Source organism: Adhaeribacter radiodurans, assembly GCF_014075995.1.
GTDB lineage: Bacteria > Bacteroidota > Bacteroidia > Cytophagales > Hymenobacteraceae > Adhaeribacter > Adhaeribacter radiodurans.
This window is the reverse complement of the sequence record NZ_CP055153.1, coordinates 5,271,108-5,288,546: the sequence shown is the minus strand read 5'-3', so window position 1 is coordinate 5,288,546 and position 17,439 is coordinate 5,271,108. Positions and strand designations below refer to the sequence as shown.

At 39.5% G+C, this 17,439-nt stretch carries 16 protein-coding genes and 1 tRNA gene; 10 read left to right on the top strand and 7 right to left on the bottom strand.

The features are described from left to right. Together HUW48_RS21175 and HUW48_RS21170 are read right to left on the bottom strand one after the other, a co-directional pair. On the bottom strand, positions 1-450 hold the full coding sequence (locus HUW48_RS21175) for a hypothetical protein (RefSeq protein ID WP_182412825.1): 450 nt from the start codon (positions 448-450) through the stop codon (positions 1-3). Positions 451-607: 157 nt separating this feature from the next. After that, entirely contained in the window at positions 608-1,228 is a 621-nt protein-coding gene (locus tag HUW48_RS21170) for an FKBP-type peptidyl-prolyl cis-trans isomerase (RefSeq protein WP_182412824.1), read from the bottom strand. Between the two features lie 315 nt (positions 1,229-1,543). Between HUW48_RS21170 and HUW48_RS21165 the strand changes: the two genes are divergently transcribed. The 4 genes from HUW48_RS21165 to HUW48_RS21150 are packed head-to-tail and all read left to right on the top strand — an operon-like array spanning position 1,544 to position 6,161. Then, positions 1,544-2,161, top strand: coding sequence for a TetR/AcrR family transcriptional regulator (locus tag HUW48_RS21165; RefSeq protein WP_182412823.1), 618 nt, complete (start codon positions 1,544-1,546; stop codon positions 2,159-2,161). Then, positions 2,158-3,531 (top strand): TolC family protein, encoded by a 1,374-nt coding sequence (locus HUW48_RS21160; RefSeq protein WP_182412822.1) that lies wholly within the window; start codon positions 2,158-2,160, stop codon positions 3,529-3,531. The genes HUW48_RS21165 and HUW48_RS21160 overlap by 4 nt, the downstream gene beginning before the upstream one ends. Positions 3,532-3,543: 12 nt before the next feature. Further along, the gene (locus HUW48_RS21155) at positions 3,544-4,611 is read left to right on the top strand and encodes an HlyD family secretion protein (RefSeq protein WP_182412821.1); all 1,068 of its coding nucleotides are present in this window, start codon (positions 3,544-3,546) and stop codon (positions 4,609-4,611) included. A 2-nt stretch (positions 4,612-4,613) separates the two neighbouring features. Then, complete coding sequence (locus tag HUW48_RS21150; RefSeq protein ID WP_182412820.1) at positions 4,614-6,161, top strand: DHA2 family efflux MFS transporter permease subunit; 1,548 nt, start codon at positions 4,614-4,616, stop codon at positions 6,159-6,161. A gap of 89 nt (positions 6,162-6,250) precedes the next feature. Here HUW48_RS21150 and rfaD read toward each other — a convergent pair whose 3' ends face one another. Then, a complete protein-coding gene (rfaD, locus tag HUW48_RS21145; RefSeq protein WP_182412819.1) occupies positions 6,251-7,216 on the bottom strand; it encodes an ADP-glyceromanno-heptose 6-epimerase in 966 nt (321 codons plus the stop codon). Positions 7,217-7,361: 145 nt separating this feature from the next. Between rfaD and HUW48_RS21140 the strand changes: the two genes are divergently transcribed. The 4 genes from HUW48_RS21140 (at position 7,362) to lpxB (ending at position 10,988) form a co-directional block, all read left to right on the top strand. Continuing rightward, complete coding sequence (locus tag HUW48_RS21140; protein WP_182412818.1) at positions 7,362-8,297, top strand: ABC transporter substrate-binding protein; 936 nt, start codon at positions 7,362-7,364, stop codon at positions 8,295-8,297. Continuing rightward, positions 8,294-9,301 carry a FecCD family ABC transporter permease gene (locus HUW48_RS21135; protein WP_182412817.1) on the top strand — a complete coding sequence of 336 codons (1,008 nt, stop codon included), beginning with the start codon at positions 8,294-8,296 and terminating at the stop codon, positions 9,299-9,301. Before HUW48_RS21140 ends, HUW48_RS21135 begins: the two co-directional genes overlap by 4 nt. Beyond that, complete coding sequence (locus HUW48_RS21130; RefSeq protein WP_182412816.1) at positions 9,301-9,720, top strand: 6-pyruvoyl trahydropterin synthase family protein; 420 nt, start codon at positions 9,301-9,303, stop codon at positions 9,718-9,720. The genes HUW48_RS21135 and HUW48_RS21130 overlap by 1 nt, the downstream gene beginning before the upstream one ends. Before the next feature lie 146 nt (positions 9,721-9,866). Continuing rightward, positions 9,867-10,988, top strand: a complete 1,122-nt coding sequence (lpxB, locus tag HUW48_RS21125; RefSeq protein ID WP_182412815.1) for a lipid-A-disaccharide synthase — start codon at positions 9,867-9,869, stop codon at positions 10,986-10,988. A gap of 126 nt (positions 10,989-11,114) precedes the next feature. On the opposite strand, the gene clpX is transcribed toward lpxB, so the two are convergent. Beyond that, positions 11,115-12,338: an ATP-dependent Clp protease ATP-binding subunit ClpX gene (gene clpX / locus HUW48_RS21120; RefSeq protein WP_182412814.1), complete on the bottom strand. Its 1,224-nt coding sequence runs from the start codon at positions 12,336-12,338 to the stop codon at positions 11,115-11,117. 278 nt (positions 12,339-12,616) lie between these two features. Here clpX and HUW48_RS21115 point away from each other — a divergent pair, with 278 nt between their 5' ends. Continuing rightward, positions 12,617-13,888, top strand: a complete 1,272-nt coding sequence (locus HUW48_RS21115) for an AAA family ATPase (protein ID WP_182412813.1) — start codon at positions 12,617-12,619, stop codon at positions 13,886-13,888. Between the two features lie 6 nt (positions 13,889-13,894). Beyond that, positions 13,895-14,932 carry a 5-methylcytosine restriction system specificity protein McrC gene (locus HUW48_RS21110; protein WP_182412812.1) on the top strand — a complete coding sequence of 346 codons (1,038 nt, stop codon included), beginning with the start codon at positions 13,895-13,897 and terminating at the stop codon, positions 14,930-14,932. Between the two features lie 91 nt (positions 14,933-15,023). Here the strand turns inward: HUW48_RS21110 and HUW48_RS21105 are convergent, their stop codons facing one another. The 3 genes from HUW48_RS21105 to HUW48_RS21095 all read right to left on the bottom strand — a co-directional run bounded on the left by HUW48_RS21105 (position 15,024) and on the right by HUW48_RS21095 (position 17,346). Next, entirely contained in the window at positions 15,024-15,725 is a 702-nt protein-coding gene (locus tag HUW48_RS21105; protein WP_262891461.1) for a ClpP family protease, read from the bottom strand. Positions 15,726-15,858: 133 nt separating this feature from the next. Then, positions 15,859-17,190 carry a trigger factor gene (tig, locus tag HUW48_RS21100; protein WP_182412811.1) on the bottom strand — a complete coding sequence of 444 codons (1,332 nt, stop codon included), beginning with the start codon at positions 17,188-17,190 and terminating at the stop codon, positions 15,859-15,861. 74 nt (positions 17,191-17,264) lie between these two features. Next, positions 17,265-17,346: transfer RNA gene (locus HUW48_RS21095), tRNA-Leu, on the bottom strand. Positions 17,347-17,439 lie beyond the last annotated feature (93 nt).

Genomic DNA, 17,439 nt, shown 5'->3' with positions numbered 1-17,439 from the left:
CTAATCGTCGGATAGGCTTAAGTTGCCGTGTTCCGAAGCCGTTTGCGTAATAATACGATGACGAACGATGTTTACAAATTGTAAAAAAGGCGGATACTTACCCGAAAACCAGAAAACGTAGTCGTTTGTGGTGGTACTGATTTGTAAACTTATTTTTCCTCTCAATCCGAAATAAAGACCAACAATACCAATTAAAACGAGTAATATACCAGGCAGCGGAGAAATAAAGTTGTTTAAAATGGCTAATAACGAAAGCGTTAGGGTAAATCCGCCCGCTAAGTAATAGAACAGCAACCGAATGTGCCTTAAATCAATCGATTCTATTTGATTAAGCGGTAAAATATACCGATGGGCGCGATGTTTAATTTCCAGCGCTTCAGATGTTAAGGTTAGATGGTCGCTGGAGTAACCTTTTTCCGGGTAATATTCTTCTATCAGCTCCGTCGACATTGCCTGTGTTATTCATAGGATTGCTGCCAAAGTAAAACTGATTGCATTTAGCAAAATTATCGGATTTGCTCCAATAAATTTGGCTGATTGAACCGAGTTTTACTTTGGCAGCAATTAAAAGGTGTGTTACTTACTATACTAATAAGTAGTCTCTGATTTAGTTAACCGATAATAATTCTACGTCAAAAATAAGAGTAGCATTAGGTCCGATATCGCCGCCGGCACCACGGGTTCCGTAAGCTAAATTGGATGGAATAAACAACCGCCACTTATCGCCTTCTTTCATTTTTTGTAAAGCTTCGGTCCAGCCCGCAATAACTCCGTTTACTGGGAAGGTGGCTGGTTCACCGCGTTCGTACGATGAATCAAATACAGTTCCGTCCAGCAAGGTACCGTGGTAATGCGTAGTAACCGAATCGTTCTTGGAAGGTGATTTACCGGAACCTTGGTTTAATACCTGGTATTGCAGGCCACTTGGCAAACTAACTACCTCCGGACGGTTTTTGTTTTCGGCCAGGAAAGCTTCGCCTTCCTGCTGATTTATTTCTCCTTGCCGGCCAGTTGCGGTATTTTGCCGGCTGGCCATTAGCTGCTGAAGTTCCATCATGGCTGCTTGTACATCTTCCTGGCTAAGCTGCGATTTCTGACCCGCAGTGGCTTCTTTAAAGCCTTGCAAGAATATTTCCGGATCTACTTCTAGGCCTTGTTTCTGAAAGTTGGCGGCCATATCCCGACCAATAATATAACTGATTTTTTCTTTGTTACTATTGAAATTCATCTTTGTGTAGTTTACGCACCTTTGGGTGGTTAAGAGTTTAGAATTAATGATTATTAAAGTAAAACTACTTCTTCTTTAAATGAACGCAAAGTTGTTCCGTAAGTTACTTCCGTATTTATACTTATAGTCCTAATCTGCTTACTAATAATTTAAAAGAGTTTAGGTAAATTGTGTATCCTTTTTTTAATTATTCCGTTTTTCAGCATTAAAAATTTTAATCCATAGCTTCAGAGTTTAGAAATATCTTAAAATTACATTTGTAATTAATCAATCGATTGATTAATTTTGCAGGTAATTTATTATTCACAAAAAATTATGAAGCTGGATAAGAGAGACCATATTATAGAAGTAGCAGAAAGGATTTTCGGTGAAGTAGGATATGAAGGAGCTTCTACCAGATACTTAGCAACGGAAGCTGGAGTAAATATAGCTATGCTAAATTATTACTTTGGCTCTAAAGACGGGTTACTAAAAGCGGTTTTAGAACGCCGGATAAATTCAATGCGGCAAGCCTTAGTGGCCATTAAAGAGCAACCAATTCCTACTTGGGAAAAACTAACTAAAGCTTTAGATATATACTTGGATCGGGTGTTAGTAAATAATTCTTTTCACCGATTAATTCACCGGGAGCTTTCTTTAAACCAACGTCCGGAAATTACAGAAACTATTACTAACCAAGTTTTAAATAACATTAATGCTATTAAAGCTATTATTCAGGAAGGTATAGATAACGGTTCTTTTCGTTCCGTGGATGTGGAGATGACCATTGCCAGTATCCTGGGTACCAAATATTATATTTCTAATTCTACTCATATTTCGTCGCGGTTGCTGGAAATGGATTTGAATGAACCCAACGTATTGGAAACACAATTAAGACCTCGCATCAAGCATTTTATACAGGATTATTTACAAGCTTATTTATTAAAAAAATGAAACTAAGATTTCGGGATACTTTCCGTAAAGTAGAATGGAGTTGCACGAACCGACTTTACAAATTGGTTTTAGTAATTTTGTTAAGTGTACAAACTATAGCCGCTTCGGCACAAAATGTAAAAGTACTTTCATTAAGCGAAGCGGTAGATTTAGGAATACGCAATAGTAAAAATTTAAAATTAGCCCAATCGAAAATTGATCAGGCAATAGTGCGGTACCATCAAGCGTTGGATAGCCGTTTGCCTACCGGTAGTGTGAGTTATACATACAACCACGCCGAAATACTCGCAAATAAAGTACAACTAACCCCCGAACAACAACCAATTATTTTACCTAAACACGCGGATGCAGCTATTGGCATTGCCGGTTTGCAAGAGGTTTTGTTTGCCGGGAATAAACTACGTTATGCCCGCGAAAGTACCCAATTACTCACCGAAATAGCCCGGTTAGATGCCGATAAAGACCAGGAAGAAATAATTTACAGCATTACCAGTGCTTATTACAACTTGTATAAGCTGCAACAAAGTAAAAAAGTGGTAGATCAAAACCTGCAAGCTATTGATCGGCAAATAAAACAGGCGCAGCGGTTCTTCGAGCAAGGTATTGTAACCAGAAATGATGTATTACGCTTTCAATTGCAACGCAGCAATGTGGAGCTATCCGGCGTGGATCTGGAAACAAACCGGAAAATTGTGGTCTATAATCTAGGTATATTATTAGGATTGCCCGATAATACTGATTTACAAACCGAAGAATTACATAATCCGGCCACCGAAATCCCTGCCTTAACCACTTTTATGGATGCGTCTATTGCGAATCGCCAGGAATTAAAATCACTTGGTTTAAACAGCCAGGTAGCCGATTTAAACATAAAATCCATTAAAGCCGATGCCATGCCAACCGTTTTGGTGGGAACGGATGCTTACTACGTTAACCTGAAAGGCCCATTTGTACCCCATACTAATGGATTTATAGCTCCGGTTACAGCCGCTGCTACCGTAGCCTGGAATTTTGACCGGATATGGCAAAACAAAAATAAAATTAACGAAGCCCGCATCCAGAAAACGCAAGTAGACATTAACCGCGACATAGTAACGGATCAAATAAAAACCGAAGTAAATCAGAGTTACCAAAATTATGTAAAAGCGCTGGAACGGATCAAAATTCTGGAAACCTCCATTGTGCAGGCTCAGGAAAATGATCGTACCACTGCCTCGCAGTACCAAAACAAAGTAGCAACTGCCACCGAGCGGGTAGATGCTCAATCGGAACTGTTTCAGGCCCAGATAAACCTGGAACTTGCCCGCGCCGATGCTCAAATTGCTTACTATACTTTATTAAAATCAACCGGAAAAATCTCGCAAAAATAATTTTTTAGTGTCATGGAGACAGCAACAGAAATAATAATCGAAAAAAAGAAAAAGAAAAAGTCAAATAAGGTAATTCCTATCATTCTAGGGCTTGTATTACTGGGAGGAGCTATATTCGGTATTCGGGAATATATTTATTATGGCAAACACGTAGATACCGACGATGCGCAGATTGACGGCGATATTAGTCCGGTAGTGGCCCGGGTAGGAGGGTACGTGGAAGAAATCAACTTTGAAGAAAACCAACCGGTAAAGCAAGGCCAGATAGTAGTAAAGCTAGATGACCGGGACTTACGCATTCGGTTAGAGCAAGCCGAAGCCGCCCGCCGCGGTACCAGTGCTAATATTAATGTATCGCAGGCTCAAATTACCGCTACCGCCGCTAACCTAACTAGTGCCAAAGCCAACATAGAAGCCGCCGAAGCCCGGCTCTGGAAAGCCACTCAGGATTATAACCGCTACGCTAACTTAATTCAGGATGGTTCTATTACCCAGCAACAATTTGATCAGGCAAAAGCCGAACGCGATGCAGCAGCAGCTAACCTGGAAGCAGCTAAAGGACAATACCGGGCAGCTAACCAGCAGGTAGGTACTACCCGTTCACAGCTGGCTGCTACCACCACCGGCATAGACCAGCGCCAGGCCGATATTGATTTTGCTAATCTGCAACTTTCTTACGCCCAGGTTAAGGCTCCTGCCTCTGGGATTGCTTCTAAAAAGAATGTGCAGAAAGGCCAGTTGATACAGGCCGGACAAAGCTTATTTTCCATAGTAAACGAAAACAGCTTGTACGTTACCGCCAACTTTAAAGAAACGCAATTAGAAAAATTACGCTCCGGCCAAAAAGTAAATATTGAAGTAGATGCTTTTCCGGAAGAAAAAGTAATGGGCGAAATTTATAATTTTTCGCCGGCTACGGGCGCTAAGTTTTCTTTATTACCTCCCGATAATGCGACCGGTAACTTTGTGAAAGTAGTGCAGCGGGTACCGGTTAAAATTAAAATTAATACCCGGAAAGAGATAATGGATCAATTACGGCCCGGAATGAGCGTACGGGTTTCGGTAATCACGCAGGAATAATTATGGCTGAAACCGGATTGAAAAAGTGGGTAATTACCATCACGGTAATTACCGCTTCTTTGCTCGAGCTGATTGATACCACCATTGTAAACGTATCTATTCCGCAGATGCAAGGAAATTTAGGGGCCACCCTCGAAGATATAGCTTGGATAACAACGGGTTATGGCGTGGCTAACGTAATTATATTACCCATGTCGGGTTGGCTGGGAAGTTATTTTGGCCGCAAGAATTACTTTTTAGGCTCAATTGTATTATTTACCATTGCCTCTTTCTTGTGCGGTAATGCTACTACTCTGGAAGAACTCATTGCTTTTCGTATTCTGCAAGGTTTAGCAGGTGGTGGTTTAATTTCTACGGCACAAGCTATTTTACTGGAAACCTGGCCACCTGAACAGGTAGGTACCGCTACGGCTTTATTTGGTTTAGGAGCGGTAGTTGGTCCTACTATTGGGCCTACCATTGGCGGCTACATTACTGATAATTTTGCCTGGCCCTGGATTTTTTACGTGAACATACCCGTAGGTGCTATTGCCGCTTTTGCCACCTACACTTTTGTGCGCGAAACTCCACGAGATGGTAAAGGCCAACCCATTGATTGGTGGGGCATTGCTTTACTGGCCTTAGCGGTAGGTAGTTTACAAACCGTATTGGAAAAAGGAGAATCAGAAGATTGGTTTGCCGCTCCTTACATTATTGTATTATCGGCAACTTCGGTAATTGGCACCATTTTATTTATTTGGCGCGAAAAAAGTACCAAGCACCCTATTGTGAACTTTAAAATTATGCGGCACAGAAGCTTTAGCGTAGGTATGTTTACTTCTTTTGTGCTGGGTTTGGGGCTTTACGGATCTATGTTTGTATTCCCCGTTTTCTGCCAGACTTTATTGGGTTTCACGGCGCAGCAAACCGGCGAATTACTATTGCCCGGTGGTTTGTTTACCATTGTAATGATGCCTTTTGTGGGTAAAATGCTGCAGCGGGGCGTACCGGCTCAATTTATGGCTACCGTGGGGATGTTCTTGTTTTTTGTTTTTTCCCAGATGCTGATTAAATCTACTTTAGTGAGCGGTACCCACGATTTCTTCTGGCCTTTAGCTATCCGGGGCGTAGGTATGGCTTTATTGTTCGTTCCACTTACTACTTTAGCTATTCAGGATTTAAAAGGTAAGGAATTAGGGCAAGGAACCGGGTTAAATAACATGATGCGGCAGTTAGGCGGATCATTTGGTATTGCTTTACTTACTACTTTAATTCATGTGCGCTCTGGTATTCACCGCAACGACTTGCTGGTAAATATTAATGAGTTTAATCCGGCTTTCCTGCAACGGTTCCAAGGCTTAATGCAAACTTTTGTGGCAAAGGGGTATTCGTTGCTCGATGCTAAAACCGCAGCGTACCGGGCTATTGAAGGTACCGTGATAAAACAGACTATGCTCTTATCGTATACCGATGCTTATTGGATTTCCGGTATGATTATGTTGTGCTCTATTCCGTTGCTATACCTGCAAAAATTTAAAAAGAACGTTAAGCTACCAGTGGATGCACATTAATTATTAAAAACTGGGAAATTTAAGTATTTGCTGAATTAGATAAGCTAATAAAACAAAACCCCTCCTGAACTCAGGAGGGGTTTTGTTTTTTACAGATACTTATTAGGAATTAAGTATTGTTGTACGTAATCCGTTATCCCGTCTTCTAAAGTGTAGAAAGGCCGGATAAAACCAATATTTTTTAGTTTTTGCATGTTGGCCTCAGTAAAGTATTGGTAATTATCGCGGATTACTAAAGGCGTATCCACAAAATCAATATTTATGTCTCTGTTCATGGCCGTAAAAGTATTAAAGGCTAAATCCAGAAACGTACGGGCCTGGCCACTTCCCAAATTGTAAATACCGGAGTGCTGCCGTAAATGCATTAAAAAATAACACACTTCTACTACATCTTTTACGTACACAAAGTCTCGCATTTGCTCCCCATCTTTATAATCCGGGTGGTGCGATTTAAAAAGTTTTAATCGGCCATTATCATTAATTTGGTTAAAAGCATGGAAAATAACCGATGCCATACGGCCCTTGTGGTATTCGTTGGGACCATACACATTAAAAAACTTTAACCCTGCCCAAAAAAATGGTTTAGCTGTTTGCTGTAATACCCACTTATCAAATTCATGCTTAGAATCGCCATACGGGTTCAAAGGGTTTAGCAGCGGTAAAATAGCTTCATCGTCGTCGTAACCTAATTTGCCGGCCCCGTAAGTAGCGGCCGAAGAAGCGTAAACCAGTGGAATTTGATACTCGCAGCAAGCTTCCCAAACTTTTTTAGAATAATTAAGATTAAGTAAATCAAAAATATCCTTACTAATTTCAGTAGTATCGGTGCGGGCACCCATGTGAAAAATAAATTCTACTTCTTCGTAGTTATCCGCTAGCCAATCAAAAAAATCGTTACGATCTACGTAGCGTTTAATTTTTTTTCCTTGCAGGTTGTTTTCCTTTTTTGCTACCGAAAAATTATCGACTACAATAATATCATTAAAATTATCAGCGTTTAGCCGACTTACCAGACAAGAACCAATAAAACCCGCAGCCCCGGTTACTACTATCATATTTAAATTTTATTTACAACCTGTTCTAAACTTAAGCGCTAAATTTACGAAAAAATCAATACCCGGCACGGTTAACTCAAATAGGCTTACTGATTTGTTGTTTTAAAGAAAGTGCCTTTACTTATACAGAGTACATTAGAATAGAATGCAGCAAAAATTAAAAATTAAAAGTTTTTTATTAGGGCTATGGTGTGGCATGTTGCTTTTACTTTTTGCCGAAGCAGGCTGTCAGTCTAAATCCAAGAAAGTGAAAACAGATTTATCTGTTAAAGAATATATTACCATAACCGACGATTTAGGAAGAAAATTAAAAATTCCGCATTATCCTAAACGGGTAATGGCGCTGGCTCCCTCGGCTACTGAAATGTTGTTTGCCGTATGCGACGAAAGCCAAATAATAGCCCGTACGCAGAATTGCAACTATCCGGCTCAGGTAAAAAGTAAACCAGTGGTAAATAATTACCCAATGGATTATGAAAAATTAGTACAGCTAAAGCCGGATTTGATTTTTACAGTAGATGGTATTACTCCGCCCGAAGTAGCCGCCCGCATTCAGGAATTAGGTATTCCGGTTTATTTTCAAACATTCGGGAAATTAAACGATATTTTTGACCGCTTAGTGGATATTGGCCGCATTATGCACCGCGATGCTTACGCCATGTATTATGCTGATTCTTTACAAAAACAATTAAAAAAGATAGCGGCTCTAAAGGGAAATACCGCATATAAACCCAAGGTATTAGCTATAACCTGGAACGATCCCATTTATGTGTACGGACGCAATACTATATTTACAGATAAACTTCATGTAATTGGCGCAGAGAACGCCGTTACAGAAGTAATGTCGCAGCCTTATCCGGCTTTAACCCGCGAGTATATTTTAAAAGTAAATCCAGATGTAATTATTGGTGGCACCTTCGGGAAAATGGATAGTACTTTCTTTCAGCAGTACCCGGAATTAAAACAAACGAATGCTTATCAAAACCGCCGTATATTTGCTGCCACCGACGACTTAATGTCCCGGCCTAGTCCGCGGGTTGTGGAGTCGGTACGCGAACTGCAATCTTTCCTGAAACTTTGACGAAGAACCTAATTATTTATGTAGTACTAATTGTTCTGCTCCTGTTGGTGTTAGGAACGGGCCTATTGGTTGGCAGCTTTGAAACCTCACTCGCCGATGTGCAAGCTGCGATTCTGGCTTATGAACCTGATAATCCTGTCCATTTTGCCATTGTACAGTTGCGTCTGCCCCGCTTGTTGTTAGCCTTATTGGTAGGCAGTTCCCTGTCGTTTTGCGGTTATTTAATGCAAGCCATGGTCAATAACCCCTTAGCCGATCCGTATATTTTAGGTACTGCTTCCGGGGCATCGTTAGGCGCCTCCTTAAGTATTTCGGGTGTAATAGCTACTACCTGGGGAACCATTTATTTACCACCCTTTTTTGCCTTAATAGGTGCTTTTGGCGTTACAGTTTTAGTTATTGCCTTAGGTTACCGGAAAGGTCAGATTATACCCACTCAACTATTATTAGCGGGCATTGCCATTAGCTCGCTTCTCACAGCTTTAGTAAGTTTTTTTACTTTTCTCTTTGGCTCTGAGAGTAATATTAAATCAATTTTATTCTGGTCGATGGGAGATTTTGGGCGGGCAAATTGGGATTTCTTAGCTTATCCGGCTATTGCCTTAATTTTAGCTTTGCTTCTCTTCCGGTTTCAGGTGAAAGAATTAAATACTTTATTATTAGGGTCCGAACGGGCGCATGCTTTAGGCGTACACGTGGTACGTACCCGCTGGCTTATTTTAATTACGGTCGCCGTACTTTGTGGTTTCTCGGTAGCTTTAGCAGGTTCAGTAGGGTTTGTAGGTATAATTATTCCGCACGTTACGCGAGCATTAATGGGAATTACGTATAAAAATAACCTTTTGGTGTGTGCCTGGTTAGGTGGTGTGTTTATGATCGCCTGCGATATTTTATCTCGTTTTATTTACCCGCCCGCTGGTTTGCCGATTGGTATTATTACTTCGTTTTTCGGGGTGCCTTTTTTCGTATATTTGCTGTTGAAAAAGCAATATCATTTCAACTGATGGTTTATATAAGCAGACTAGAACACTTTAATGCAGCGCATAAGCTGTTCAACCCAAATTGGTCGATAGCGAAGAACAAAGAAGTGTTCGGACCGTGTGCAAACGCTAATTGGCATGGCCATAACTACGAATTGATTGTAACGGTTAAAGGTACTCCCGATCCGGATACTGGTTTTGTAATAGACCTGAAGAAACTCAGCTTACTTATCCGGGACCATATCATCCAAAAAGTAGATCATAAAAACCTGAACCTGGATGTAGCTTTTATGGAAGGCAAACTAGCCAGTACCGAAAACTTAGTTATCGAATTTTGGAATATACTAAAACCACTTATATCTAAAATTTCCAGTTCGGCTCAGTTACACAGCCTTAAATTATACGAAACACCCCGCAATTTTGTAGAATATCTTGGCGAGTAAAATAAGTATAGTGTTGAATTGTTAGGTTGTGGAGGTGTTATCGGAATTATTTTATTATCTGGTACGATAGTCATTCAGCAATAAAATCATTAAGCCAACTTACAATTCAACCATCCAGCAATTTAACAATTCAACCATCTAAAATATTGAAATATTATCTGATTGCGGGCGAGCGTTCCGGCGATTTACACGCAGCTAAGTTAATGCAGGAACTCCAAAAGCAAGATACTAACGCTGAGTTTCGCTACTGGGGCGGCGATATGATGGAAGCGACCGGTGGGTATTTGGTGCGCCATTACCGCGAGTTGGCTTTTATGGGTTTTAAGGAAGCAATTACTAATTTATTTAAAATAGTTCGCTTTCTCCGGGAATGCAAAGCCGATATTTTAGCTTACCAACCAGATGTGGTTATTTTAGTAGATTATGCCGGCTTCAATCTTCGTATTGCCAAATTCGCGAAAGCCAATGGTTTAAAAGTGTTCTACTACATTTCTCCTAAAATTTGGGCCTGGAACCAGGGCCGGGTGCATACTATTAAAAAGCTGGTAGACCGGATGTTTGTTATAATGCCGTTCGAAGCAGATTTTTACCAGCAGTTTGATTATAAAGTAGATTATATAGGTAACCCTATTGCAGATTTAGTAAGTGCGCATCAAGCTAACCCCTCATTCAGGCAACAAAATAATTTAGTAAATAAACCTATAATTGCTATTCTACCGGGTAGTCGTAAACAAGAAATAGAAGCTATTTTATCCGTAATGCTAAGCGTGGTGTCGGATTTTCCGGAGTACCAGTTTGTAATTGCGGCAGTTTCTAACTTAAATCCGGAGTATTACCGAAACATCGAGAAAAAAGATAATGTAAGTGTGGTAACTAACCAAACTTACGATTTACTGGCTAATGCTCAGGCCTCTTTAGTTACTTCGGGTACTGCTACTCTCGAAACAGCTTTGTTTAATGTGCCGCAGGTAGTTTGTTACAGTACCAGCGCCCTATCGTACTGGATTGCGCGGGCTGTAATTAAAGTACCCTATATTTCCTTAGTAAATTTAATCGCCGGTAAACCAGTAGTAAAAGAGCTTATTCAAAATGATTTGAACAGTAGAAATATTATTGCTGAATTAAGAAAGATTACAAAAGACGACGCAGTAATTCAGCAGCAAAAAGGCGATTACCAAGATCTTCGTAATTTATTAGGCGAAGCAAAATCTGCTGCGAAGGCCGCTGAATTAATGGTAAATTACTTGTCTTTAGATGCTGGTCATTAGACTTTAGATAGTAGACTTTTTACTAGAGTTTAAATAGATAAAAACAAAGGTGGCTCCTAAATACTTAGGAGCCGCCTTTGTTTTTATTTAATCTTTTATCTAGCGTCTAGTATCTAGCGTCAAATCCTATGCAACTTTTAATTGCTTTAAAGACGATTTTTCAAACTGATGACGAGCGTATTCTAAATCAATAACCAGGTCAGAAGTGCCTTGTTGCGAAGGAAGTTCAAACATAGCTTCGGTCATAATACCTTCGCAGATAGAACGTAAACCACGGGCTCCTAACTTGTACTCGGCGGCTTTGTCTACAATGTAGTCCAATGCTTCTTCGGCAAAACTAAGGGTAATATTCTCCATTTCGAACAAGCGCTTGTATTGTTTAATAATCGAGTTTTTAGGTTCGGTTAAAATTAAGCGCAACGTTGATTTATCTAACGGATTTAAGTGCGTTAAAACAGGTAAGCGACCAATTAATTCAGGAATAAGGCCAAAAGTTTTTAAATCCTGAGCAGAAATATAACGCAGATAATTATCAGTATTCTCCGCATTATCAGCCGCCGATTTCGAAAAGCCAATCGGTTTGGCATTCATACGATTTTTAATAAGCCGGTCAATGCCTACAAAAGCGCCACCGCAGATAAACAAAATATTTTCGGTGTTTACCGAAATCATTTTTTGTTCCGGATGTTTGCGGCCACCTTGTGGGGGTACATTCACGGAAGTACCTTCGAGTAATTTCAATAAAGCCTGCTGTACGCCTTCACCACTTACATCGCGGGTAATCGACGGGTTATCACTTTTGCGGGCAATTTTATCAATCTCATCAATGTATACAATGCCACGCTCGGCCGCTTCTACGTTGTAATCGGCCGCTTGTAGCAAACGGGTTAAAATACTTTCTACGTCTTCGCCCACATAACCAGCTTCGGTTAATACGGTTGCATCGGCAATACAGAATGGAACTTGCAAAACCCCAGCCAGCATACGCGCCAGAAAAGTTTTTCCGGTACCCGTTTCGCCCACCATTATAATATTTGATTTCTCAATCACTACATCGTCTGACTTAACGGTTTGCATTAAGCGCTTATAATGATTGTAAACCGCTACCGACATTACTTTCTTCGCCTCGTCCTGACCCACCACAAATTGGTCCAGGTACTCCTTCATTTCTTTTGGTTTTACTAAATTAAATTTAGGAGAGCGGCTATTAGAACGAATTTTATTTTCTTCGTTAAGGATTTGCTGCGCCTGGCCGATACACCTTTCGCAGATGTGAGCATTAATGCCCGAAATCATTATAGATACTTCTTTTTTTGTTTTTCCGCAGAAAGAGCACGTTACATCGGCCATATAATTATTTGTAGTAAAGGATATTTTAATATAATCTATTACAAAGGTACTAAATAGAAATTTTATGGATACATATTTTTATTCACACATTTTTAACATTTAAAATATTGTATGTTAGATATTTATACGTATTTAGTAAGCTTAAAATCTTTTATTGAACATTTCTAATTTTAAGTCTTGTAAGTTTATATTTTAAAAAGAAAAAAACTTGCTTAAATCCTATTATTTTTTCTGAACCTAACCTATTAATTTGTACGTTGTTAGGGTAATAACGGTTTATGACAGCTATTCAACTTAAAAGTATCACTAGGGAGCACATTTTGCAGGCGATTAATCACATTGATCGGCAGCAAATTAATTTACGGGCTTCTACGGTATACGATGTGGTTTATAAAGGTAAACGTTATCCACCCCGGGAGTTATTGCGTTTAGCTCACCAGGTAGCCAGTGGTACAGCGGCCGAATGGGTTACCTCCGCCGGGATTACTGCCAATTCGTATCTGGAAAAATTGGGTTTTTCGGTGGTGAATAAACGGCCCTTATTTCTGCTTCCTCCGGAAGATGACAAAGTTGTAACCGAGGTAGCTGTTCCCGCCGAAATAGCCTTAGCTCTTAGTAGTCCCTCGCCTTCTCTGGAATTAGTTGCTGAACCAAAAATTACTTATAAGGCTAATAAAGTCGAGAGTTACTCTCTAGTTCAGGCATTAGAAGAAATTTTTTTAGAAGAACACCAATTACAAAGTTTAATGGCGGCTTTACGCCGTAAAATGAACCTTATTCTGCAAGGCCCCCCGGGTACCGGAAAATCTTTTCTGGCTAAACGGTTGGCCTTTTTAGATCAGGGCAGGCAGGATTTAGACCGTATAGAAATTGTTCAGTTTCACAGTAATTACGCCTACGATGATTTTATCCAGGGTTATCGACCCGATACCGAAGGAAAGTTTAAGCTGACAAACGGAGTATTTTATAACTTTTGTCAACGGGCAGTGACTGATCCGGAGCAATCTTATTATTTTATAATTGAGGAAATAAACCGCGGCAATGTAAGCAGTATTTTTGGAGAGATGTTGTTTCTGCTGGAAGCTGATAAACGTGGACCTGCCTTTGCTACCTCACTTACGTACGGGCAATCAGAAAGCGAAAAGTTTTATATCCCCGAAAACGTATTTGTGATTGGAACTATGAATACGGCTGATCGGGCTTTAACCTTGTTAGATTATGCTTTGCGGCGGCGTTTTGCATTCTTTAGAATGGAGCCGCAGTTTAACGAGCAATTTCACCAGTATCTTCTAAGTAAAAACGTATTGCCGGATTTAGTAATTCATATTAGTAATAGTTTAACTAAATTGAATCAAAGGATTGCTGATGATTCTAATTTAGGTCCCGGTTTTCGCATTGGCCATAGTTATTTTAGTAACCCGCCTTTAGGTTCTGGTTTTAAATGGTTTAATGGGATAATTGAAAATGAAATAGCTCCTTTGTTAGAAGAATATTGGTTCGATAATCCGAAGCAAGTAGCCGTGCAACTTCAAAAACTAAGAGTTGGGTAAATTATTATGGTAATTCCCATTCAAAACATATACTACCTGCTTAGTTATGCATGGGATAAAATAGATTGGCTGCCCAACCCAGAGTTAGTAGGTAATGAAACCGGTGCAGATTCAGTAAATCTTTTGGTAAGCATGCTGCTACCAGAAGTACAACATTTATTAACTCAAGGTTTAGCTACTGATTATAAAACTCAAAAACAGCAGATAAAAGGAATTAAAGGAAAGTTATTGTTAAACGAAACAATCCGTTATAATTTAAAATCTGCACCTGGTCAAACAATTTGTTCCGTTGAGGAACTTAGTCATGATATTATACCTAACCAGATTATTAAAACTACTCTTTTAGAACTACAGCAAACCGTTAATTTATCTTCTGGTTTTTACAAAAAAATAAACGCTTTTTTGCCTGCTTTTGCATTAGTGCAGCCGCTTTCTTCTACTATTCAGGTAAATGTGCCAGCGCAATTACCCCGTTATCAATTAGCGCGCTACCGATTTGTCTTAAATTGCTGCACTTTTATCCGGCAAAATTTATTGCCTACCAACGACCATAAGGCATATACATTTAAAGCTTTTTTGAAGGATAAAAAGCAAATGGCGGCTATTTTCGAAGCTTTTGTCCGAAATTTTTACCGAAGAGAGCAATCTGGTTTCAGCGTAAAATCAGAAAGAATTAATTGGAAGAGCGCAGAAAATACAGAAGAAATACAGGATTACCTGCCGGTAATGTACACCGATATCTCTTTACAATCGGCAGACCGGAAAATAATTATAGATACCAAGTTTTACAAAAAAGCTCTCCTGCCGCATCATCAAAAAGAGAAACTCCATTCTAAACATTTATACCAACTGTTTACTTATCTGCAAAATTCGCCTTTAATTCACCCTAACCAGACCGTAGAAGGAATATTGTTGTATCCGGTTGTAAATACAGAATTGAACCTGGAGTATGTATTAAGCGGAAATAGAGTACGAGTTTGTACAATTAACCTAAACCAGCCTTGGATTAAGATAAAGGAGAATTTAGTAAAACTGCTTGATTAGCCAATCTGATTTACTAAATAAATTATTTTACACAAAAAAGCTTACCTCAACAACTGTTAAGGTAAGCTTCCTGATGAAATAGATTATAAATTTAAGCGCTTGGCCGAATTAAAACTTCGTCGATTAAGCCATATTCTTTAGCTTCATCGGCGCGCATCCAGTAATCCCGATCAGAGTTATCGTGCACTTCCTGGTAGCTTTTACCGCTGTGCGAAGCAATAATTTCGTATAATTCTTTTTTCAATTTTAGAATTTCCCGGGCCGTAATTTCAATATCCGAAGCTTGACCTTGGGTACCACCCATAGGTTGGTGAATCATTACGCGAGCATGCGGTAAAGCCGAACGTTTGTTTTTAGCGCCACCGCAAAGTAATACAGCCCCCATAGAAGCAGCTAAACCGGTGCAAATAGTAGCTACGTCGGGCTTAACATACTGCATGGTATCGTAAATACCTAATCCGGCATATACTGAACCACCAGGACTGTTGATATATAATAAAATATCTTTCTTGGAATCCGAAGATTCTAAGAACAGAAGTTGAGCCGTAATAATGTTCGCAATAAAATCATCTACCTGCGTGCCCAGGAAAATAATGCGGTCCATAATTAAACGAGAGAATACATCAATCTCCCGGAAATTAGTGGGACGTTCCTCAATTACCGAGCGGGTCATGCTTTCAATGCGGTGCAGGTTAGTGGTATTTTCGACGTGGCTTAAATACTGATCTACGCCTAAACCGCTTAAACCTTGCCCTTTTACGGCAAATTTTCTGAATTCATCTTTATAGTACATAAAGTAGGGTCTTAAATGATTTAAGTAAAATATAAAACAGGTAATAGGGTAAGCAAATAACAGAAATCATGCAAAAATAAAAAAGTCCTTATTATAAGGACTTTTTAAGCTTTTTGTTTTCGAAAAGTGGAAATTAGAACGATAAATTCCGGAACTCATCCGCCGTTACTGACTTTTCGACTACAGTAACTTTATCTTTTAATACATCTAATACTTTTTCTGCCAAAATGGCTTCGTATTCGTTAATGTAGTTACGACCGTTATTTTGTTTCAGATAATTATCAATATAACCACTCATGGTTTCTGCTAACTCTTCCGAAATATCAGGCATATTAAATTGCGCAAACATCTTAGCCTTGGTAGCATCTACTACTTCCTGGTTCGAAACTTTAATGTCATTTTCTTCAACTACCTTATTGCGAATCATTGACCACTTAAGCTCGTCTTTGTATTGCTCAAAGTTCTGCTCAATTTGCTCCGGAGTTAATTTACCCTGGTTAGAAATCGCCAGCCATTTTTTAAAGAATTCTTCTGGTAAGGTAATATTTGTTTCTTTAACCAGTTTTTCTACCAGTTTATTCTTTAATACTTTATCAGCCTCTTGCTGGTAATTTTCCGCTAAGGTCTCACGCAACTTGGCATTAAATTCTTCTTCGGTAGTTACAGCGTCTTTGCCGAAAATTTTATCAAATAATTCCTGATTCAATTCAGCAGCCGTAGTGCGGTTAATCTTTTCTACGGCAAATTCGAAGTTCCCTTTTAGTTCGGCAGCTTCCGATTTCTTCTGGCCGGTAACATGCGAAATGGCTCCAGCATCCTGATCGAATACTTCTTGCAGATCAAAAGTAATTACTTCGCCTGGTTTAACGCCAATAAACTGCTCTTGATTTTTCTTTATTTTATTTATAGGTAGGAGGGTAGTGGTTTTAAATTCGCCATCCACTTGGCGGAGCTCACCTGATAAATAATCGTTTGCTTCAGAAGTTTCCGGGTTAGCTGTTTCGCCGTACTGACGTTGCAAATGCTCGTGTACCTGGTTTATGGTTTCCTCGTCCAGTTCAATTTTATAAGCATCTAATGTTTCACCTGCCGCTAGATCTAAATCAAAATCTGGCAGTATGCCTAATTCAAAATCAAACTCAAATTCTTTTTGATTATCCCAGTCTATCGTGTTTTGCTTTGTTTCATCGGGTAACGGCTCACCTAAAATCTTTATGTTATTTTCTTTGATATAGTCGTTAACAGATTTAGAAAGCAAGCCGTTGATTTCTTCAGCCAGAATACTTTTGCCGTACATTTTACGGATAAGGCCAGCCGGAACTTTGCCCGGGCGAAATCCTTTGATCTGTGCCTTTTTGGTGTATTCTTTTATTTTTTCGTCAACTTTAGGAGCGTAATCCGCTTCCTGCAATACTACCTTCAAGTTAGCATTGGTTGTGTCGTTTTGATTTAAGGTAATGTTCAAGGCTTACAAATTTAGGTTATTGGAAACTGCATTAAAAATAAACCCTCAACACAGGAATGTTGAGGGTGTTGAAGTGCGGATGAAGGGACTCGAACCCCCATGCCGTGAAGCGCTAGATCCTAAGTCTAGTGCGTCTACCAATTTCGCCACATCCGCAAGGCTTTTCAATTATGCTGCAAAGGTACTAAATCTGGAGCTAAATGCAAGGTGCTATATGTTTTTTTTGTAAAATATTTTACTTAAATAAAG

Coding starts and splice junctions, on each gene's coding strand:
- HUW48_RS21105 (WP_262891461.1), bottom strand. CDS start 15,725: ATGTACTATAAAGATGAATTCAGAAAATTTGCCGTAAAAGGGCAAGGT.
- HUW48_RS21165 (WP_182412823.1), top strand. CDS start 1,544: ATGAAGCTGGATAAGAGAGACCATATTATAGAAGTAGCAGAAAGGATT.
- HUW48_RS21175 (WP_182412825.1), bottom strand. CDS start 450: ATGTCGACGGAGCTGATAGAAGAATATTACCCGGAAAAAGGTTACTCC.
- HUW48_RS21115 (WP_182412813.1), top strand. CDS start 12,617: ATGACAGCTATTCAACTTAAAAGTATCACTAGGGAGCACATTTTGCAG.
- HUW48_RS21150 (WP_182412820.1), top strand. CDS start 4,614: ATGGCTGAAACCGGATTGAAAAAGTGGGTAATTACCATCACGGTAATT.
- HUW48_RS21130 (WP_182412816.1), top strand. CDS start 9,301: ATGGTTTATATAAGCAGACTAGAACACTTTAATGCAGCGCATAAGCTG.
- HUW48_RS21110 (WP_182412812.1), top strand. CDS start 13,895: ATGGTAATTCCCATTCAAAACATATACTACCTGCTTAGTTATGCATGG.
- HUW48_RS21140 (WP_182412818.1), top strand. CDS start 7,362: ATGCAGCAAAAATTAAAAATTAAAAGTTTTTTATTAGGGCTATGGTGT.
- rfaD (WP_182412819.1), bottom strand. CDS start 7,216: ATGATAGTAGTAACCGGGGCTGCGGGTTTTATTGGTTCTTGTCTGGTA.
- HUW48_RS21170 (WP_182412824.1), bottom strand. CDS start 1,228: ATGAATTTCAATAGTAACAAAGAAAAAATCAGTTATATTATTGGTCGG.
- HUW48_RS21160 (WP_182412822.1), top strand. CDS start 2,158: ATGAAACTAAGATTTCGGGATACTTTCCGTAAAGTAGAATGGAGTTGC.
- clpX (WP_182412814.1), bottom strand. CDS start 12,338: ATGGCCGATGTAACGTGCTCTTTCTGCGGAAAAACAAAAAAAGAAGTA.
- HUW48_RS21155 (WP_182412821.1), top strand. CDS start 3,544: ATGGAGACAGCAACAGAAATAATAATCGAAAAAAAGAAAAAGAAAAAG.